This is a genomic window from Polaromonas sp. P1_F4 (assembly GCF_056405675.1).
In genome coordinates this window covers 777,392-797,414 of sequence record NZ_JBFUBP010000001.1, presented here as the reverse complement: position 1 = coordinate 797,414, position 20,023 = coordinate 777,392, and the positions used below count along the sequence as shown (strand labels likewise).

The 20,023-nt window shown below is 61.0% G+C and carries 14 protein-coding genes; 3 read left to right on the top strand and 11 right to left on the bottom strand.

The features are described 5' to 3' along the window. Positions 1-243: 243 nt before the first annotated feature. From lpdA to aceE, 4 genes are read right to left on the bottom strand one after another with little or no spacing between them, the layout of a single operon-like run. Positions 244-2,109 (bottom strand): dihydrolipoyl dehydrogenase, encoded by a 1,866-nt coding sequence (gene lpdA / locus AC1DYQ_RS03710; protein WP_477685618.1) that lies wholly within the window; start codon positions 2,107-2,109, stop codon positions 244-246. Then, positions 2,106-2,696, bottom strand: coding sequence for an MFS transporter (locus AC1DYQ_RS03705; RefSeq protein WP_477685617.1), 591 nt, complete (start codon positions 2,694-2,696; stop codon positions 2,106-2,108). Before AC1DYQ_RS03705 ends, lpdA begins: the two co-directional genes overlap by 4 nt. 13 nt (positions 2,697-2,709) lie before the next feature. Next, on the bottom strand, positions 2,710-4,377 hold the full coding sequence (gene aceF, locus AC1DYQ_RS03700; protein ID WP_477685616.1) for a dihydrolipoyllysine-residue acetyltransferase: 1,668 nt from the start codon (positions 4,375-4,377) through the stop codon (positions 2,710-2,712). 44 nt (positions 4,378-4,421) lie between these two features. Then, positions 4,422-7,157, bottom strand: a complete 2,736-nt coding sequence (aceE, locus tag AC1DYQ_RS03695; protein WP_477685615.1) for a pyruvate dehydrogenase (acetyl-transferring), homodimeric type — start codon at positions 7,155-7,157, stop codon at positions 4,422-4,424. Positions 7,158-7,510: 353 nt separating this feature from the next. Here aceE and AC1DYQ_RS03690 point away from each other — a divergent pair, with 353 nt between their 5' ends. The 3 genes from AC1DYQ_RS03690 to folD all read left to right on the top strand — a co-directional run bounded on the left by AC1DYQ_RS03690 (position 7,511) and on the right by folD (position 11,683). After that, on the top strand, positions 7,511-10,078 hold the full coding sequence (locus AC1DYQ_RS03690) for a PAS domain S-box protein (RefSeq protein ID WP_477685614.1): 2,568 nt from the start codon (positions 7,511-7,513) through the stop codon (positions 10,076-10,078). A 50-nt stretch (positions 10,079-10,128) separates the two neighbouring features. Then, positions 10,129-10,755 (top strand): response regulator transcription factor, encoded by a 627-nt coding sequence (locus AC1DYQ_RS03685; RefSeq protein ID WP_477685613.1) that lies wholly within the window; start codon positions 10,129-10,131, stop codon positions 10,753-10,755. Positions 10,756-10,837: 82 nt separating this feature from the next. Beyond that, positions 10,838-11,683 (top strand): bifunctional methylenetetrahydrofolate dehydrogenase/methenyltetrahydrofolate cyclohydrolase FolD, encoded by an 846-nt coding sequence (folD, locus tag AC1DYQ_RS03680; RefSeq protein WP_477685612.1) that lies wholly within the window; start codon positions 10,838-10,840, stop codon positions 11,681-11,683. On the opposite strand, the gene AC1DYQ_RS03675 is transcribed toward folD, so the two are convergent. From AC1DYQ_RS03675 to lpxB, 7 genes are all read right to left on the bottom strand, one after another. Beyond that, positions 11,680-12,150: a DUF4149 domain-containing protein gene (locus AC1DYQ_RS03675; RefSeq protein ID WP_477685611.1), complete on the bottom strand. Its 471-nt coding sequence runs from the start codon at positions 12,148-12,150 to the stop codon at positions 11,680-11,682. The genes folD and AC1DYQ_RS03675 overlap by 4 nt on opposite strands. Before the next feature lie 17 nt (positions 12,151-12,167). Beyond that, positions 12,168-12,644, bottom strand: a complete 477-nt coding sequence (gene greA / locus AC1DYQ_RS03670; RefSeq protein ID WP_477649842.1) for a transcription elongation factor GreA — start codon at positions 12,642-12,644, stop codon at positions 12,168-12,170. A 133-nt stretch (positions 12,645-12,777) separates the two neighbouring features. Next, positions 12,778-16,008, bottom strand: a complete 3,231-nt coding sequence (gene carB / locus AC1DYQ_RS03665) for a carbamoyl-phosphate synthase large subunit (protein ID WP_477685610.1) — start codon at positions 16,006-16,008, stop codon at positions 12,778-12,780. Further along, a complete protein-coding gene (gene carA / locus AC1DYQ_RS03660) occupies positions 16,008-17,192 on the bottom strand; it encodes a glutamine-hydrolyzing carbamoyl-phosphate synthase small subunit (protein ID WP_477685609.1) in 1,185 nt (394 codons plus the stop codon). Before carA ends, carB begins: the two co-directional genes overlap by 1 nt. A gap of 270 nt (positions 17,193-17,462) precedes the next feature. After that, entirely contained in the window at positions 17,463-18,257 is a 795-nt protein-coding gene (locus AC1DYQ_RS03655) for a TrmH family RNA methyltransferase (protein ID WP_477685608.1), read from the bottom strand. Further along, positions 18,254-18,871 (bottom strand): ribonuclease HII, encoded by a 618-nt coding sequence (gene rnhB / locus AC1DYQ_RS03650; protein ID WP_477685607.1) that lies wholly within the window; start codon positions 18,869-18,871, stop codon positions 18,254-18,256. The genes AC1DYQ_RS03655 and rnhB overlap by 4 nt, the downstream gene beginning before the upstream one ends. Then, positions 18,843-19,979, bottom strand: coding sequence for a lipid-A-disaccharide synthase (gene lpxB / locus AC1DYQ_RS03645; RefSeq protein WP_477685606.1), 1,137 nt, complete (start codon positions 19,977-19,979; stop codon positions 18,843-18,845). Before lpxB ends, rnhB begins: the two co-directional genes overlap by 29 nt. Positions 19,980-20,023: the final 44 nt, after the last annotated feature.

Below are 20,023 nucleotides of genomic sequence, written 5' to 3'. Positions count from 1 at the left end.
CAACACGCTATCAATTCAATAGCTGCTTGCGCTCGCCCGATAAGGGCCAGAGGCACTTTTTACCTGAAGATAGGTCACGCGCAGCCCCAGCGCATGCAAGGCTCCAGCTACACGTCGGCCTTGGGTTGCGCAAGGCTCTCTCAGGACTGCGTTCAAACTCAACCCATAAAAAAGCCGCGCAACCCTTGCGGTGTCTGCGCGGCCGGCTACTGACTTAGTAGCGCCTCTGGCAACTATTCAGCGTCACTTGCGCGCTGGCGGCAAATCCGTGCAGCTGCCGTGCGCCACTTCCGCCGCCATGCCGATGCTTTCGCCCAGCGTCGGGTGCGGATGGATGGTCTTTCCGATATCAACGGCGTCTGCACCCATCTCGATGGCCAGTGCAATCTCGCCGATCATGTCGCCGGCATGCGTGCCGACAATGCCGCCGCCCAGGATCTTGCCGTGGCCGTGCGCCTCAGGGCTGTCGTCAAACAGCAGCTTGGTGAAGCCTTCGTCGCGGCCATTGGCGATGGCGCGTCCGGAAGCCGTCCAGGGGAAAAGGCCCTTTTTGACCTTGATGCCTTCGGCCTTGGCCTGGTCTTCAGTGAGGCCCACCCAGGCCACCTCGGGGTCGGTATAAGCCACGCTGGGGATCACGCGAGCGTTGAAGGCGGCGCTGGCCAGTTCCTTGTTGCCCTGCAGTTCACCGGCAATGACTTCAGCAGCCACGTGCGCTTCGTGCACGGCCTTGTGCGCCAGCATGGGCTGGCCCACGATGTCACCGATGGCGAAGATGTGCGGCACGTTGGTGCGCATCTGGATATCAACCGGAATGAAGCCGCGGTCGGAGACCGTGATTCCGGCTTTTTCGGCAGCCAGTTTCTTGCCATTGGGTGTCCGGCCCACGGCCTGCAACACCAGGTCATAGGTCTGCGGGGCCGGGGCGCTGCCGCCTGCTTCCGCGGACTCAAACGTGACTTCGATGCCTGCCTTGGTTGCCTTGGCGCCCACCGTTTTGGTTTTGAGCATGATGTTGTCAAAACGCGGCGCGTTCATCTTTTGCCAGACCTTGACGAGGTCGCGGTCGGCGCCCTGCATCAGGCCGTCCATCATTTCGACCACGTCCAGGCGTGCCCCCAGGGTGGAATACACCGTGCCCATTTCGAGGCCGATAATTCCGCCGCCCAGGATCAGCATGCGTTTCGGTACCTCTTTGAGCGCCAGCGCGCCGGTGCTGTCCACCACGCGGGGATCGTTTGGCATGAAAGGCAGGCGTACAGCTTGCGAACCGGCGGCGATGATGCAGTTCTTGAACGCAATGGTCTGGCTCTTGCCGGTTTTCTCCTGGCCTTCAGCGCCGCTGGTTTCTTCAACCTGCAGGTGATGGGCACCGACGAACTGGCCCAGGCCACGCACGACGGTGACCTTGCGCATCTTGGCCATGGCCGTCAGCCCGCCGGTGAGCTTACCGACGACTTTTTCTTTGTGCGTGCGCAGCTTGTTGATGTCGAGCTTGGGTTCACCAAAACTCACACCCAGGCTGTCGAAATGCTTGACCTCGTCCATCACCGCGGCCACATGCAGCAAGGCCTTGGAGGGAATGCAGCCGACATTCAGGCAGACACCGCCCAGCGTGGCGTAACGCTCCACCAGCACAACCTTCAGGCCCAGATCGGCGGCGCGGAAAGCGGCGGAATAGCCGCCGGGGCCGGCGCCCAGCACCAGCACGTCGCAGTCCAGGTCGGCCGATCCGGTGAAGCTTGCGGCAACCGGGGCTGCTGCTGCGACAGGGCCTGCTACAGTTTTAGGAGCTGCTTGCGCAGGTGCTGCGGGCGCTGCAGCCTGTTTTTGTGCCGCATCTGCGGGCGCAGCGGCAGCACCGCTGCTTTCCATCGTCAGTACGACGGAGCCTTGCTTGACCTTGTCGCCCACCTTGACCTTGATGTCCTTGACCACACCGGCAGCTGACGACGGGATTTCCATCGAGGCCTTGTCGCTTTCAACGGTGATCAGGCTCTGCTCGGCCTTGATGGTGTCGCCGGCCTTGACCAGCACTTCAATGACGGACACTTCGTCGAAGTCGCCGATGTCCGGTACCTTGATGTCGATCACAGGGGATGCACTCATTTGGAGGCTTTCAATTTAAGGGTGAATATGTCGATGGGTCCGGCGGAGTTCTTGTCGAACTCGCAACCCGCATTCAGGCCGGCCATGGCCACTTCGCGTGCAGTCTTGGCCTTGTCCCAGGCGGCATGCATGGCGCCGAGCGCAAAGCTGCGGCCTGAGCCGATGCCCCAGAATTCCTTGAACTCAAAGACTTCACGGTAGCTGTAGAGGCCGTAAATACCGCTGGCATTGGCAATGACCACCGTGAACTGGCTGGACTCGTAGGGATCGTTGTCGTCTTCCTTGGTCTGCAGGAAGAACGTTTCCTTCAGCATGGGATGCAGCTTGACGAAGGTGTCGAACACCTCGTCGCGCGAGCCCAGCTTGAGCTGTTCTTTGGGCAAGGCCGCCATGGCCTTGCGCAGCACCGGAAAATGCGCCACCGTACCGGCCATGCCCACATAGCTCAGGCCGGCAGGCGTTTCGACCTTGAAGATCTTGCTGTTGGCTTCAAACCGGTGGCCCAGGCTGGTGTCGCCGAAGGTCACCAGCGTGTCGGCGGCGATGGCAACCTGCCCCGCCTTCTTGACGACTACAAGTGTTGTCATGGTTCCGCCCCGTTTAGAGGAGGACGCGGCGGAAGTCGGCGAGGATTTGGCCCAGGTAAGCGTTAAAGCGCGCAGCGCCTGCGCCGTCGATCACCCGGTGATCCCAGGCCAACGACATCGGCAGCATCAGGCGCGGCTGGAAGGCCTTGCCGTCCCAGACAGGCTCCATCTGGCTCTTGGACACGCCGAGGATGGCGACTTCCGGCGCGTTGATGATGGGGGTGAAGTAACGACCGCCGATGCCGCCCAGCGACGAAATGGTGAAGCTGGCGCCTTGCATTTCAGCTGGCGTGAGCTTGCCGTCACGCGCCTTCTTGGCCAGCTCGCCCATTTCCTGGCTGATCTGCAGCACGCCTTTTTTGTCGGCGTCTTTCAGCACGGGAACGACCAGCCCGTTGGGCGTGTCGGCGGCAAAACCGATGTGGTAGTACTGCTTGTAGACGATCTGGTCACCATCGAGCGAAGCATTGAACTCGGGGAATTTCTTCAGCGCCGCAACGCTGGCCTTGATCAGGAAAGCCAGCATGGTGACCTTCAGACCCGCTTTTTCGTTTTCCTTGTTGGTCGAAACGCGGAAGGCTTCCAGCTCGGTGATGTCGGCGTCGTCGTGGTTGGTGACGTGCGGGATCATCACGTAGTTGCGCAGCAGGTTGGCGCCGCTGATCTTCTTGATGCGCGACAGGTCCTTGCGCTCGACCGGGCCAAACTTGGTGAAGTCGACTTTGGGCCATGGCAGCAAATCGAGCCCTGCGCCGCCGCCCGAAGATGCGGGCGCTTTGGCGGCCTGCGCCTGGGTGCGCACGCTGCCGTCCATCACCGACTTGGTGAAGGCCTGGATGTCGTCTTGCGTGATGCGGCCTTTGGGGCCGCTGCCCTTGACTTCTGCCAGTGGCACACCGAGTTCGCGCGCAAACTTTCGCACCGAGGGCGATGCATGCGGCAGGTTGCCTTGAGGCGCGGTGGTGGGGTTGTGGGCCGGCTGGCTCGCTGAAGCAGATGACGTTGCCGGTGCAGGGGCAACAGCAGATGCTGCGGCAGGCGCTGCAGCGGAGGCTGGCGCGGGCGCAGGCGATGCGCTCACAGCCGCAGAACCTTCCAGGATGGCCAGCAGGTCGCCGATGTTGACGACGTCGCCCATCTTGACCTTGAGTTCTTTCAGCACACCGGCGGCAGACGACGGGATTTCCATCGAGGCTTTGTCGGACTCGACGGTGATCAGCGACTGCTCGGCCTTGATGGTGTCGCCAGGTTTGACCAGGACTTCAATGACAGACACGTCCTTGAAGTCGCCGATATCGGGCACACGGACTTCCACCGGACCGGAAGCGGCCGGGGCAGCAGCGGGCGCAGGCGCCGACGCTGCTACAGATTTGCTAGCTGCCTGCGCTGGCGCAACGGGCGCTGCAGCCGGTTTTGTCGTTGAAGCCGGGGCGGCTTCGGCGCCGGCCACTTCCAGCGTCAGGACCACGGAGCCCTGCTTGACCTTGTCGTCGAGCTTGACCTTGAGCTCCTTCACCACACCCGCGTGGCTGGAGGGGATTTCCATGGAGGCCTTGTCGGACTCCACGGTGATCAGCGACTGCTCTGCCTTCACGGTATCGCCGGGCTTGACCATCAGCTCAATCACCGTCACTTCGTCGAAATCCCCGATATCAGGAACTTGAATGTCTACCACTGCCATATTCTTGTCTCCGGTTGCTACAGGTGCTACGTCAGGGTTTTAACTCAAGCGTAAAGCGGATTGATCTTGTCGGCGTTGATGCCGTACTTTTTGATGGCCTCGGCAACCTTGGCCGCCGGCACGGTGCCCTCTTCGCTGAGCGCCTTGAGCGCCGCCACGACGATGTAGTGGCGGTTGATCTCGAAGTGCTCACGCAGCTTGCTGCGGAAGTCGCTGCGGCCAAAACCGTCGGTGCCCAGCACCTTGTAGGTACGGCCCTTGGGCACGAAGGAGCGGATCTGCTCGGCATAGGCCTTCATGTAGTCTGTGGATGCGACCACTGGGCCGGTGTGCTTTTCAAGCTGCTGGCTGACAAACGGCACACGCTGTTTGTCGGTCGGGTGCAGCAGGTTCCAGCGTTCGCAGTCCTGGCCGTCGCGGGCCAGTTCGTTGAAGCTCGGGCAGCTCCACACGTTGGCGGCAACGCCCCACTCTTTTTCAAGCAACTCTTGCGCGGCAATGGATTCACGCAGGATGGTGCCGGAGCCCAGGAGCTGCACGCGCGGCGTGAGCTTGGCGCCTTCCTTGCAGAGGTACATCCCCTTGATGATCTGCTCTTCAGTACCGGGCTTGAGGCCGGGCATCGCATAGTTTTCGTTCAGCAGCGTGAGGTAGAAATACACGTTGTCCTGCTTTTCGACCATGCGCTTGAGGCCATGGTGCAGGATGACGCCGACTTCATGGGCAAAGGTTGGGTCGTAGCTGATGCAGTTGGGAATCGTGCCGGCCAGGATGTGGCTGTGGCCGTCTTCGTGCTGCAGGCCTTCGCCATTCAGCGTGGTGCGGCCCGAGGTACCGCCCAGCAGGAAGCCGCGCGCCTGCATGTCGCCGGCCGCCCAGGCCAGATCGCCGACACGCTGGAAGCCGAACATCGAGTAGTACACATAGAACGGGATCATGATCCGGTTGTTGGTGCTGTACGAGGTGGCGGCTGCGATCCAGCTGCTCATGCCGCCGGCTTCGTTGATGCCCTCTTGCAGAATCTGGCCTTGCTTGTCTTCCTTGTAGTACATCACCTGGTCTTTGTCGACCGGCGTGTATTGCTGGCCGTCAGGGTTGTAGATACCGATCTGGCGGAACAGGCCTTCCATGCCGAAGGTGCGGGCTTCATCGACCAGGATGGGCACCACGCGTGGGCCCAGGGCCTGGTCGCGCAGCAGTTGCGTGAGAAAGCGCACATACGCCTGCGTGGTCGAGATTTCGCGGCCTTCGGCCGTGGGTTCAATCACCGACTTGAAGGTCTCCAGGGCCGGCACGGTGAACTGCTCGTCGGCCTTGACGCGGCGGTGCGGCAGGTAGCCGCCCAGGGCCTTGCGGCGCTCGTGCAGGTAACGCATCTCGGGGGTGTCTTCGGCCGGCTTGTAAAACGGGATGTCGGCGAGCTGGCTGTCGGGAATCGGGATGTTGAAGCGGTCGCGGAAAGCCTTGATGTCTTCGTCGGCCAGCTTTTTGGTCTGGTGGACGTTGTTCTTGCCTTCGCCGATCTTGCCCATGCCGAAGCCTTTGACCGTCTTGATCAGCAGGACGGTAGGCTGGCCCTCGTGCTTCACGGCCGCGTGGAAGGCCGCATAGACCTTTTGCGAATCATGGCCGCCGCGGCGCAGGTTCCAGATGTCGTCATCGCTCATCTTGGCGACCATCTCGAGCGTGCGCGGGTCCTTGCCGAAGAAATGCTTGCGGACGAAAGCGCCGTCGTTGGCTTTCATGGCCTGGTAGTCGCCGTCAACGGTGTCCATCATGACCTTGCGAAGTGCGCCGTCCTTGTCGCGCGCCAGCAGCGGATCCCAGTTGCTGCCCCAGATAAGTTTGATGACGTTCCAGCCGGCACCGCGGAACTCGCCTTCGAGTTCCTGGATGATCTTGCCGTTGCCGCGCACCGGGCCATCCAGGCGCTGCAGGTTGCAGTTGATGACGAAGACGAGGTTGTCGAGCTTTTCGCGCGCGGCCAGGCCGATAGCGCCCATCGATTCGACTTCGTCCATCTCGCCGTCGCCGCAGAAGACCCAGACCTTGCGGTTTTCGGTGTTGGCAATGCCGCGGGCGTGCAGGTACTTGAGGAAACGGGCCTGGTAGATCGCCATCAGCGGGCCGAGGCCCATGGAGACGGTGGGAAACTGCCAGAACTCGGGCATGAGCTTGGGATGCGGGTAGCTGGACAGGCCCTTGCCGTCGACTTCCTGGCGGAAGTTGAGCAATTGCTCTTCGGTCAGACGGCCTTCAAGGTAAGCACGGGCATAGACGCCTGGCGACACATGGCCCTGGATGTAAAGGCAGTCACCGCCGTGCTCTTTACCCGGTTCAGCGCTCTCGGCGTGCCAGAAATGGTTGAAGCCGGCCCCGAACAGGCTGGCCAGCGAGGCGAAGGAGCCGATGTGGCCGCCCAGGTCACCACCATCAGCGGGGTGCAGGCGGTTGGCCTTGACGACCATGGCCATGGCGTTCCAGCGCATGTAGGCGCGAAGGCGTTCTTCAATCTCGAGGTTGCCGGGGGAACGCTCTTCGTGGTCGGTTTCAATGGTGTTGACATAGCCCGTATTGGCCGAAAAAGGCATGTCGATGCTTTTCTGGCGGGCGTGCTCAAGGAGTTGCTCGAGCAGAAAGTGGGCGCGCTCGGGACCTTCACTTTCGATGACGGCGGACAGGGCGTCCATCCATTCGCGGGTTTCCTGGGTGTCCTTGTCCAGCGCGTCGTTGGCGGCAGCGCGCAAGTTGTCGCCCGCTTGGTTCGGAATGGCAGCCATTTTTTGTCTCCTGAGTAGCCTGATAAAGCTTTGTTAATCCGCAATACAGCCTCTTGTCGGGCTGTGCGCGGAGCCTGTGTCCAATTGCGCCTAAGCGTGTTTTAAACGCAAATTAGATTCAAGCGTCTAGTTTCTCACAATATTTGTTAAATTTCAAATAGTGCCTATTGATTTCACATTAAGAAATTTCATACGCCTTGGGCAAATCGATACCTGCGGGGAAATGCCCTTGGCAAATACCGGTTGCTTTATCGAAACCGGCGATGCGACAGCGCAGCCCACAGCCTCACATTAAAAGATCAGGGTCAACCCTGACCACAGAGGGGCATCTCACTTAAACTGCATCATTCCCTATGACCCAGCAAGCCCCCGCCACCGCCGACACCACGGCGAACTCCGCCACCTTTGCCCTGTGGAGGCGATGGTGGCGCAAGCAGTCGCCGTCGCGCCAGGACCGTTTCATCACCTTGGGGCCCCTGCTGGCCGTGGTGCTGTTTCTGGCAGCCGTGATTGCAGCCTTCGGTTACCTGCGCATCGAAGAAATCGACCGCGAGCAACAGGCCGTCAAGCGCGATGTGGAATACGCCCAGCAGCGCCTGCGCCTGCGCCTTCTGGAGCGCCAGGAACAGCTCATGCGCATAGGGCGCGATGTCTCCAACAAGGAAGTGGATACGGAAGAATTCATCTCGCAGGCCGAATCCCTGGTCAACCAGTACCCCGAACTCATGGCAGTCACCTGGGTGGACAGCCGGCGGCGGATCAAGGTGGCCTATGTATCGCCCAGCGCCAACGCCAGCCAGCTGCGCGGCGCGGGCGAGCAACTCAAGGTCGGCGAAACAGACGGCACCTACGACCTGGCAAGAGACCTGCGGCAACCGGTGTATTCGCGACCGCTGGTGACCAAGGAAGCCAGCGGCTACAACACCCCTACCCTGCAGTTGCAGGTGCCGCTCGATGACCAGGGGAAATTTGCCGGCGTCATCATGGGCGAATACTCCATCGACGGGCTGCTGCGCTTTGGCGTGCCGACGGACGTGACGGCCAAATACGCGGTCACGCTGATCGACGACAAAAACACGGTGCTGGCAGGCAACCTCCCGCCGCCCCGCAACCCCGCGGCCCGGCTTTTGCCCTGGACCGATGCCGCCGCCGAATATGAAATACCGGTTTCACCGGTAGGCAACGGCCTGCTGATTCGCGCGGAAGGCTATCGGGCCTCATTGGGCGTGGTGGGCAGCGGTTTTTTCTGGCTGGTCAGCGCCCTGAGCGCACTGACGGTGTGGATGCTGCTGGGCACCTGGCGCCATACGCGCCGTCGCGTGCAGGCCCAGCAAGCCTTGATTTCTGAAACCAACTTTCGCCGCGCCATGGAGAACTCCATGCTGACCGGCATGCGCGCGCTGGACCTGCAGGGCCGCATCACCTATGTGAACCCGGCGTTTTGCCAGATGACGGGCCTCACTGAAGGCGACCTGGTGGGCCGTACGCCGCCCTTCCCGCATTGGCCGGAAGGCGAGATCGAGACCCTGATGCAGCGGCTGGACGATGAACTGCACGGCCGCACGCCGCCCGGTGGTTTCGAGGTGCGCGTCAAGCGCAAGAACGGCCAGATTTTTGACGCGCGCATGTATGTCTCGCCGCTGATTGATCCGCGCGGCCAGCAAACCGGCTGGATGACGTCCATGACCGACATCACCGAACCCAAACGCATCCGCGAAGAGCTCACAGCTTCTTACGAACGTTTCACCACGGTACTTGAGGGACTGGACGCGGCCGTGTCCGTGGCGCCGCTGGGCAGTGAAGAGCTGCTGTTTGCCAACAAGCTGTACCGCTCGTGGTTTGGCGGTGAAGTCTCCGGCCACCTGAACCTGATCGCGCAAGCCGGCGTGCCTTCAGCCGTACCCACCGAAGATGCGCTGGATGCGGTCGACGGCCTGGCAGGCCTGCCGACCGACACGCTGACGGCGGCGCAGACGGAAAACGCCGAAATTTATGTGCCCGAACTCAGCAAGTGGCTGGAGGTTCGCTCGCGTTACCTCACGTGGGTGGACGGCCGCCTGGCCCAGATGGTGATTGCCACCGACATCACGCCGCGGCGTCATGCCGAAGAGCAGGCAGCCCAGCAGAACGAGCGGGCCCAGACTGCGAGCCGCCTGATCACCATGGGGGAAATGGCCTCCAGCGTGGCGCACGAACTCAACCAGCCGCTGACGGCCATCAACAATTATTGCAACGGCATGGTGTCGCGCATCAAGGGCCAGCAGATCAGCAACGAAGACCTGCTGGTGGCGCTGGAGAAAACCGCCAAACAGGCGCACCGCGCCGGGCAGATCATCCAGCGCATACGCTCCTTCGTCAAACGCAGCGAGCCCAACCGCAGCTCCGCCGACGTGGCGACCATCGTGAGCAATGCGATGGAGCTGGCCGACATCGAGCTGCGGCGCCATCACGTGCGGCTCAGTCACTACATCGCAGCCCGCCTGCCCGACATCATGGTGGACCCCATCCTGATCGAGCAGGTGCTGATCAACCTGATGAAAAACGCGGCTGAATCGATTGAACAGGCGCACCTGCCGACAGCGCGGCGCAGCGTTGAATTGCGCGTGGTACCCAAGCAGATTGAAGACCAGGCCGTGGTGGAGTTTTCGGTGCTCGATACGGGGCGTGGCCTGTCGCCTGAAGTCATGGGCCGGCTGTATGAAGCCTTCTATTCGACCAAGGCGGAAGGCATGGGCATAGGCCTCAAACTCTGCCGCAGCATTGTCGAGTCCCACCAGGGAAGAATGGAGGCCCAGAACCTCTACAATGGGGACGAAGTGGTGGGGTGCCGGTTTACCTTCTGGATCCCCGTGACGCCCCTGCTGGCACCGGCGGCGCCTGCTAGCGATACCATAGCAACCAAGGATACCGGCGTTCATTGAAACCCCTTCAAGAACCGTCTTTTCGAGAAGTTCACGAAAGAAAGTTTGGCATGAGCTTGATTCCCAAAAAAGGTACCGTCTACGTCGTTGATGATGACGAGGGCGTGCGCGACTCGCTTCAGTGGCTGCTGGAAGGCAAGGACTACCGGGTCCGCTGCTACGACTCGGCCGAAACATTCCTCTCCCGTTACGACCCGCGTGAAGTCGCCTGCCTGATCGTCGACATCCGCATGGGCGGCATGACGGGCCTGGAACTGCAGGACCGCCTGGTCGAGCGCAAGTCACCGCTTCCCATCGTGTTCATTACCGGCCATGGCGACGTACCCATGGCGGTCAACACCATGAAAAAAGGCGCCATGGATTTCATCCAGAAGCCCTTCCAGGAAGAAGCCCTGGTCAACCTGGTCGAGCGCATGCTTGAGCAGGCCAAAGAAGCCTTCAGCGACTACCAGCAGTCCGCCAGCCGCGACGCCCTGCTCGCCAAGCTCACCTCGCGCGAAGCCCAGGTGCTTGAGCGCATCGTGGCCGGCCGCCTCAACAAGCAGATTGCCGACGACCTGGGCATCAGCATCAAGACGGTAGAAGCGCACCGCGCCAACATCATGGAAAAGCTCAACGCCAATACCGTGGCCGACCTGCTCAAAATAGCCCTCGGATCCAGCGCACCGAAAGGCTGACCTCCTTCCGCTATCTTTCTGATAGCTGCTCGCGCCCGTGATGATTGGATTTGCGGGCGTTTTTACTTGAAAATCGATAAAAATGACTGCCCAGCTGATCGACGGAAACGCCCTCTCCAAACAACTGCGCGCTGAAGTCGCCCAACGCGCCGCCGCCCTGCGCGCACGCGGCGTCACGCCGGGCCTGGCCGTGGTGCTGGTGGGCGAGAACCCCGCCAGCCAGGTCTACGTGCGCAACAAGGTCAAGGCCTGCCAGGACAACGGCCTGCATTCGGTGCTCGAGCAATACCCCGCCACCCTGAGCGAAACCGACCTGCTGTCCCGTGTGGCAGCGCTCAACAACGACCCGGCCATCCACGGCATCCTGGTGCAATTGCCGCTACCGGCGCATATCGATGCGCAAAAAGTCATCGAATCGATCTCGCCCGCGAAAGACGTTGACGGGTTTCACGTCGCCAGCGCCGGCGCGCTCATGGTCGGCCAGCCGGGCTTCTGGCCCTGCACACCTTATGGCTGCATGAAGATGCTGGAAAGCATCGGCTACGACCTCAAAGGCAAGCATGCCGTGGTCATCGGCCGCAGCAACATCGTCGGCAAACCCATGGCACTGATGCTGCTGCAAAAGAACGCCACCGTCACCATTTGCCACAGCGCGACCAAAGACCTCAAGGCCATGACACTGCAGGCCGACGTGATCGTGGCGGCTGTCGGCAAGCGCAACGTGCTGACGGCCGATATGGTCAAGCCGGGCGCAGTCGTGATCGATGTGGGTATGAACCGCAATGACGAAGGCAAGCTCTGCGGCGACGTGGATTTTGACGGCGTAAAAGAAGTGGCAGGCTACATCACACCGGTGCCCGGCGGTGTCGGCCCCATGACCATCACCATGCTGCTGGTCAATACGCTGGAAGCGGCCGAACGCGTCTAGGTCGCGGTGGAGTCCACGCCACGCTCTGCAGCCTGCGGCGGCGTAGAGCCCACATGCGCCAGGCGCCAAAGAACCAGGCCGGCGCACAGCCACTGCACAACATACAGCGCCGTACCCAGGCCATGCCAAAGCTTGAGGTTGCCGCCTTCGGCACGCGCACTGACGATGCGCGGCGCGATGCCGAACTCCACCAGCAAGGCCAGCAACAAGCCAGCCACTATGAATTTCATAGCTGCTTGCGCTTGCTGCGCAAGGGCTACATCGTCTTTTTTGTTAAGAACCAGGAGCAACAGCATGGCGCAGCCAGTACTAAGCCATGTTTGTGCGGTAAAGAGCTTCGCCGCCATGGCGCCGGCCGCAGCGGATGAGCCCAAATTGGCGAACAACATGGGGACCACCACGAATCCCAAACTGGTCAGGCTGCCCCACCAGAGAGCCGCCACCATCACATTGAAGCGCTGCTTCATGAATGAAATCAGGATGTTTAGATGTACATCACCGCGATGATTTCGTAGCGCTTGATGCCGCCTGGCGCCTGAACTTCAGCGGTGTCGCCTTCATCCTTACCGATCAGCGCACGTGCAATCGGCGAGCTGATGTTGACCCGGCCCGCCTTGATGTCGGCCTCGTCTTCACCCACGATCTGATAAGTCACCTTGTCGCCGGTATCTTCATCTTCCAGTTCGATCGTGGAACCGAACACGACCTTGCCGCCGGCGTCCAGTTCGGACGGGTCGATGATCTGCGCGGCGGAAAGCTTGCCTTCGATTTCCTGAATACGGCCTTCGATAAAGCCCTGACGGTCCTTGGCGGCGTCGTATTCGGCGTTTTCGCTCAGGTCACCCTGGGCACGCGCTTCGGAAATGGAATTGATGACCCAGGGCCGGTCAACGGTTTTCAGCTGGTGCAGCTCGGCCTTGAGGCTTTCCGCGCCACGCTTGGTAATGGGAATGGTTGCCATGTTTTTGCTCCTCTCAAAAGCGAAACCGCCACCAGTCACCTGGCGGCGGCGCTTGAATCCAAAATTTCAATCAAACAAGTTTAATGCAAATCGGACCTGCTGAAATCCGGAAAAAACCCGGGTCGTCAGGCTGTCAGCCTAGCTGCGCATGCAACTCCTGCACGGAATAAACCGGCAGGTTGTCCAGGTACTTCATGCCCTCCACGGCCGCTTCGGCGCCGGCAATGGTGGTGTAGGTCGTCACACGGGCCAGTAGCGCCGAGGTGCGGATCTGGCGCGAATCGGTGATCGCGTTGCGCCGCTCTTCCACCGTGTTGATGACCAGGGCGATTTCGTTGTTCTTGATCATGTCCACCACGTGTGGCCGGCCTTCGGTGACCTTGTTGACCACGGTGCAGGCGATACCCGCGGCCTGAATGGCGGCCGCAGTGCCTTTGGTGGCCACGATTTCAAACTTCAGGGCCGCCAGCTTGCGCGCCACTTCCACGGCACGCGGCTTGTCATTGTTCTTGACGGTGAGAAACACTTTGCCGGAGGTCGGCAGTTTGGTGCCCGCGCCGAGCTGGGACTTCACGAAGGCTTCGCCGAAGGTCTTGCCCACGCCCATGACTTCGCCGGTGGATTTCATCTCGGGGCCGAGAATCGTGTCCACGCCTGGGAACTTGACGAAGGGGAACACCGCCTCCTTGACACTGAAGTAAGGCGGCGTAACTTCGTCCTTGATGCCCTGGGAAGCGAGTGACTGGCCGACCATGCAGCGTGCCGCCACCTTGGCCAGCTGGATGCCGGTGGCCTTGCTGACGAAAGGCACGGTACGTGAAGCGCGAGGGTTGACTTCCAGCACGTAGATCACGTCCTTGCCGTCAATGTTCTGGATCGCGAACTGCACGTTCATCAACCCGACCACCGTCAGGGCCTCGGCCATGGCTGCGGTCTGACGCTTGATTTCGGTGACGGTTTCAGCGCTCAGGGAGTACGGTGGCAATGAGCAGGCGGAGTCGCCGCTATGCACGCCGGCTTGTTCAATGTGCTCCATCACGCCGCCGATGAAAGTGCGGCCTTCGGGGTCTCGCAGGCAGTCCACGTCGCACTCGATGGCGTCGTTCAGGAAGCGATCAAGCAACACAGGCGAGTCATGGCTGACCTTGACAGCCTCACGCATATAACGCTCAAGGTCGCGCTGCTCATGCACGATTTCCATGGCACGGCCGCCCAGGACATAACTGGGGCGCACAACCAGCGGGTAGCCCAGTGCGGCAGCTTTTTCAAGCGCTTCAGGTTCAGTGCGTGCCGTGGCATTGGGCGGCTGGCGCAGCTTCAACTCGTGCAGCAGCTTCTGAAAGCGCTCGCGGTCTTCTGCCGCGTCGATCATGTCGGGCGAAGTGCCGATGATGGGCACGCCGTTGGCTTCGAGGTCCAGCGCCAACTTCAAAGGTGTCTGGCCGCCGTACTGGACGATCACGCCCAGTGGCTTTTCCTTGTCGACAATTTCGAGCACGTCTTCGAGCGTCAGCGGCTCGAAGTACAGGCGGTCCGAAGTGTCGTAGTCGGTCGAAACCGTTTCAGGGTTGCAGTTGACCATGATGGTCTCGTAGCCGTCTTCGCGCATCGCCAGCGCCGCGTGCACGCAACAGTAGTCAAACTCAATGCCCTGCCCGATGCGGTTGGGCCCGCCGCCCAGCACCATGATCTTTTTCTTGTCGGTCGGTGCGGCTTCGCACTCGCTGCCTTCGGCCTCGTACGTCGAGTACATGTAGGCGGTGTTGGTCGCAAACTCGGCGGCACACGTGTCCACGCGCTTGTAGACCGGACGCACACCCAGCGCACGGCGTTTTTCACGGATGGCCGTGTCGGTGGTCTTGAGCTGCTTGGCCAGGCGGCGGTCGGAGAAGCCTTTTTGCTTCAGCGCGCGCAGCGTGACAGCGTCAATCTTGTCGAGCGAAGTGGTCTCGAGCTCAAGCTCGATCTTGACGATCTGCTCGATCTGCACGAGGAACCAAGGGTCGATCTTGGTGAGCGCAAACACTTCATCGACGCTCATGCCCAGCGCAAACGCGTCACCCACATACCAGATGCGGTCGGGGCCGGGCGCGCCGAGTTCTTTCTCAAGCACTTCACGGTCCTGCGTCTTCTCGTTCATGCCGTCGACGCCGACTTCCAGGCCGCGCAGCGCTTTCTGGAAGGACTCCTGGAAGGTGCGGCCCATGGCCATCACTTCACCGACGGATTTCATCTGCGTGGTCAGGCGCGAATCAGCAGCAGGGAATTTCTCAAACGCGAAACGCGGAATCTTGGTCACGACGTAGTCGATGCTGGGCTCGAAGCTCGCTGGGGTTGCACCGCCCGTGATTTCGTTGCGCAGCTCGTCGAGCGTGTAGCCGACAGCCAGCTTGGCCGCGACCTTGGCGATAGGGAAACCCGTGGCCTTGGAGGCCAGCGCCGAGGAGCGCGAGACGCGCGGGTTCATCTCGATCACGACCATGCGTCCATCGACCGGATTGATGGAGAACTGCACGTTGGAGCCGCCGGTGTCCACGCCGATTTCGCGCAGCACGGCCAGCGAGGCATTGCGCAGGATCTGGTATTCCTTGTCAGTCAGCGTCTGGGCCGGGGCTACGGTGATCGAGTCGCCGGTGTGCACGCCCATTGGGTCCAGGTTTTCGATCGAGCAAACGATGATGCAGTTGTCGGCGGTGTCGCGCACGACTTCCATCTCGTACTCTTTCCAGCCGAGCAGCGATTCTTCAATCAGCAGTTCATTGGTGGGCGAGGCTTCGAGGCCGCGCTTGCAGATGACTTCGAATTCTTCGGAGTTGTAGGCGATGCCGCCGCCGGTGCCGCCCAGGGTAAAGCTGGGTCGGATCACGGTCGGGAAGCCGACGGTCTTCTGCACCGCCCAGGCTTCGTCCATGCTGTGCGCGATACCGGAGCGGGCTGAGCCCAGACCGATCTTGGTCATCGCGTCCTTGAACTTCAGGCGATCTTCGGCCTTGTCGATGGCTTCGGGCTTGGCGCCAATCAGCTCGACCTTGTATTTGTCGAGCACGCCGTTGTGCCAAAGGTCGAGCGCGCAGTTGAGCGCGGTCTGCCCACCCATGGTCGGCAGGATGGCGTCAGGGCGCTCCTTGGCGATGATCTTTTCAACCGTCTGCCAGGTGATGGGTTCAATGTAGGTGACGTCGGCGGTGGCCGGGTCGGTCATGATCGTGGCGGGGTTGCTGTTGATCAGGATGACCTTGTAGCCCTCTTCGCGCAATGCCTTGCAGGCTTGCACGCCGGAATAGTCGAATTCGCAGGCCTGGCCAATGATGATGGGGCCGGCGCCGATGATGAGGACGCTTTTGATGTCTGTACGTTTTGGCATTATTTGTTCCCTCCATGCTGTTCCATGAGGGCTGTGAAACGATCAAACAGATACGAAATATCGTGCGGGCCAGGCGAGGCTTCCGGGTGACCCTGAAAGCAGAACGCCGGCTTGTCGGTACGGGCCAGGCCTTGCAGCGTGCCGTCAAACAGGCTGATATGCGTGGGCCGCAGGTTGGCGGGCAGGCTTTTTTCGTCGACCGCGAAACCATGGTTCTGGCTGGTGATGCTGACGCGGCCATTGTCGAGATCTTTCACCGGATGGTTCGCACCATGGTGGCCAAACTTCATCTTGAAGGTCTTCGCACCGCTGGCCAGTGCCATGATCTGGTGGCCCAGGCAGATACCGAAAGTCGGGATGCCGGTCTCAATGAGTTCGCGCACCGCCGCAATCGCGTAGTCACAAGGCTCAGGGTCGCCCGGGCCATTGGCCAGGAAGATGCCGTCGGGTTTGAGCTTGAGCACGTCGGCGGCTGGCGTTTGTGCCGGCACCACGGTGATGCGCGCACCGCGCTCGGCCATCATGCGCAGGATGTTTTTCTTCACGCCGAAGTCGAAAGCCACGACGTGGAATTTGGGCGTGATCTGCACGCCGTAACCCGCGCCGAGCTTCCACTCGGTCTGCGTCCATTCGTAGGTCTGCTTGACCGAAACGACCTTGGCCAGGTCCAGGCCGGCCATGCTGGGCGCGCCGCGCGCCGCCGCAACGGCTTTCTCGATCGCGGGCTGGCTGACTTCTTCGCCCGCAGGCAGTGCCATGATGCAGCCGTTTTGCGCGCCGTTGGTACGCAGGTGGCGTGTCAGCTGGCGGGTGTCAATGCCGGCGATGGCTACCGTGTTTTCCTTGACCAGGTATTCGGACAAGGTCATGGTCATGCGGAAGTTCGAGGCCAGCAGCGGCAGGTCCTTGATGATCAGGCCGGCGGCGTGGACTTTTTCAGCTTCAACGTCTTCGGCATTGATGCCGTAGTTGCCGATGTGCGGGTACGTGAGGGTGACGATCTGCTGGCAGTAGCTCGGATCCGTGAGGATTTCCTGGTAGCCGGTCATGGCGGTATTGAACACCACCTCGCCGACTGTGGAGCCTGCGGCTCCAATGGAATTGCCGATAAAGACCGTGCCGTCTGCGAGCGCCAGTATGGCGTGTGGGGATTTTTCGCGTGATCCCTGTAGAGACAAAAGCACTGGGTTCTCCGGGTTGGTTACGGTTCGCCCAAGCGTGCACAAGAAACGTCTCTGGGAGACTCTTGCTGGCTGCCTTAGTTGGCTGCTTTTGTGAGGGTGTTTGCTTTGTCTGCGCTCGGGCGAAGCTGTGTTTTGAAAAGCCCTTGATTATAGCTTGAGCTGAACGCCAGTTTATGCTTTAAACACATAGTCGGAGAAATCAGCCGAATATGGGTATCAAATCCATCCGCCATAAGCAGACTGGGGGCTGTCAACGCGCCCGGGCGGGCGTTACACCGCCTGTACCGAGCTGGTGTAAAGGCAAATTGCGGCCGCGGCTGCCACATTAAGCGACTCCTCGCCCCCCGGTTGGTCGATGCGGACCTTGAGTGCCGCCCTTGCCATAAGGTCGTCGCTGACGCCCTGCCCTTCGTGGCCCATGGCCCATGCACACGGCACAGGCAACTTCTGCTGATGCAAAAAGCTGCCCTGGTGCGAGCTGGTGACAACGATGGGCACGGTCAATGCTGCCAGAGCCTCGGGCTCCAGGCCTTCCACCAGTTGCAGCCCAAAGTGGGCGCCCATACCGGCACGCAGCACCTTGGGCGACCAGAGGGCCGCCGTGCCCCTGAGGGCGAGAACCTGGCCAAACCCAAAGGCCGCCGCGCTGCGCAGGATGGAGCCCACGTTGCCGGCATCCTGCACCCGGTCCAGAATGACCGAGGCTGCATGGGGCTGCGGGCTGGCGGGCACCGGCAAATCCAGCACAAAACCCATGCGTGCGGGTGACTCCAGGCCGCTGATTTCCGGCAGCAGTGCATCGGGAATCACTATGTTTTTGATAGCTGCTTGCGCCCATTCAGACTGGCTTGCAGACCAAAATGATTCAGAAAAAACTGCGATGGCAGGTTTCAGGCCGCGCGCCAGCGCAGCACGGCATAGATGATCCCCCTCCAGCCAGACGCGGCCCTGCTTGCGGTACGCGGTGCTGTCTTGCGACAGTTTGCGCAGCTCTTTGATCAGGGGATTGTCGCGCGAAGTGATGTACGTGGCGGAGCCGGAGGACCCGGAGAAGCTGGAACTCACCGCAAGACCTCAGCCACCGGCGCAAAGGACCTGCGATGCTGGGGACACGCGCCGTGTTCGCGCAACGCAGCCAGATGCTCGGCCGTACCGTAGCCTTTGTGGTCGGCAAACCCGTACTGGGGATACTCAAGATGGAACTCCGCGCACCAACGGTCGCGGTAAACCTTGGCCAGGATCGATGCTGCGGAAATCGAAGGCACCAGCGCGTCACCACCCACAATGGCCTCGGACAGAATCACCAGCGTCGGCAGCCGGTTGCCGTCGACCAGCACCTTGTTGGGCTTGAGGCGCAGGCCTTCTACCGCGCGCCGCATGGCCAGCATGGTGGCCTGCAAGATGTTGATGCTGTCGATTTCCTCAACCGTCGCCAGCGCGATAGAACAGCACAACGCTTTGGCTCGAATTTCGTCATAGAGTTTTTCGCGGCGCAAGGCCGTGAGCTTCTTGGAGTCGGCCAGCCCCTGAATGGGATTGAGCTCATCAAGAATGACGGCGGCCGCGACCACCGGGCCCATCAACGGTCCCCGGCCAGCTTCGTCCACGCCAGCCACGAGGCCAGGCGTATCCCATGACAAGGGTGTTTGCTCAGCTTTCAAGAATTTGCTGGATCGCATCTGTCGCCAGTTTTGAAGTGTCCCGCTGCAGTTCCGCATGCAGCGCGGTAAATCGTTGTTCTACAGCCGCTATTTTGTCAGGTGCCGAAGACTTTGCGTCAACCCATTTCAGCACGCCCGCTGCCAGCGCCTCAGGCGTAGCGGCGTCCTGCAGCAGCTCCGGAACGACAAACTCCCGGCAGAGGATATTGGGCAGGCCCACCCAGGGCTGCAATTTTTTGCGCCGCATGATTTGCCAGGACAGCCAGTTCATGTTGTAGGCGATCACCATGGGCCGCTTGAAAAGCGCCGCCTCCAGCGTAGCGGTACCGCTGGCTATCAGCGTTACATCGCATGCCGCCAGTGCACTGTGGGACTGGCCCTCGATGATCTGCAGATGGGATTTCATTCCTTCCTGGTCGGCATGGCGCTCAATCATGTGCCTCAGCGCGGGAATGGCCGGCACTATAAATTTGATAGCTGGTTGTGCACGTTGGATAAGGGCTGCAGCCTTAAAGAATCGTTGAGCCAGGTACTGGATTTCAGATTTCCGGCTGCCGGGAAGAATGGCCACCACGGTGTCTTCATCCTGCAAACCCAGTTTGCGCCGGGCCGCTGCGCGGTCAGGCTGCAGGGGAATGACATTGGCCAGCGGGTGCCCCACATAGGTCGCGGCAATGCCATGAGCAGCCAGCAGCGCAGGCTCAAAAGGAAAGATGCACAGCACATGATCCACACTGCGCCGGATCTTCTCAACACGGTCGGCACGCCAGGCCCAGATGGCGGGACTGACAAAATGCACGGTCTTGATGCCTTTGGCCTTGAGCGCCGCCTCCAGGTCAAGATTGAAGTCGGGTGCGTCAATGCCCAGGAAAAGATCGGGGCGCTGATCCAGCAGGCGCTGCTTCAGTTGTTCGCGTATGCCGACAATCTCGCGGTAATGCCGCAATACCTCAACATACCCGCGTACCGCGAGCTTTTCACTGGGCCACCAGGCGTTAAAACCGCGGCTTGCCATCTGTGAGCCGCCGATACCGTTTGACGTCAGTGCCGGCCAGCGGGCCTTGAAACCATCGAGCAGCAGGCCGGCGAGCAAATCTCCAGAGGTTTCGCCCGCGACCATCGCCACGCAAGGGGAACGGGCTCTCAGGGAGTCAGCAACGGGGAGGCCTG

Coding starts and splice junctions, on each gene's coding strand:
- AC1DYQ_RS03705 (WP_477685617.1), bottom strand. CDS start 2,696: ATGACAACACTTGTAGTCGTCAAGAAGGCGGGGCAGGTTGCCATCGCC.
- rnhB (WP_477685607.1), bottom strand. CDS start 18,871: ATGCGATCCAGCAAATTCTTGAAAGCTGAGCAAACACCCTTGTCATGG.
- AC1DYQ_RS03675 (WP_477685611.1), bottom strand. CDS start 12,150: ATGAAGCAGCGCTTCAATGTGATGGTGGCGGCTCTCTGGTGGGGCAGC.
- AC1DYQ_RS03685 (WP_477685613.1), top strand. CDS start 10,129: ATGAGCTTGATTCCCAAAAAAGGTACCGTCTACGTCGTTGATGATGAC.
- greA (WP_477649842.1), bottom strand. CDS start 12,644: ATGGCAACCATTCCCATTACCAAGCGTGGCGCGGAAAGCCTCAAGGCC.
- carB (WP_477685610.1), bottom strand. CDS start 16,008: ATGCCAAAACGTACAGACATCAAAAGCGTCCTCATCATCGGCGCCGGC.
- aceE (WP_477685615.1), bottom strand. CDS start 7,157: ATGGCTGCCATTCCGAACCAAGCGGGCGACAACTTGCGCGCTGCCGCC.
- aceF (WP_477685616.1), bottom strand. CDS start 4,377: ATGGCAGTGGTAGACATTCAAGTTCCTGATATCGGGGATTTCGACGAA.
- lpdA (WP_477685618.1), bottom strand. CDS start 2,109: ATGAGTGCATCCCCTGTGATCGACATCAAGGTACCGGACATCGGCGAC.
- AC1DYQ_RS03690 (WP_477685614.1), top strand. CDS start 7,511: ATGACCCAGCAAGCCCCCGCCACCGCCGACACCACGGCGAACTCCGCC.
- folD (WP_477685612.1), top strand. CDS start 10,838: ATGACTGCCCAGCTGATCGACGGAAACGCCCTCTCCAAACAACTGCGC.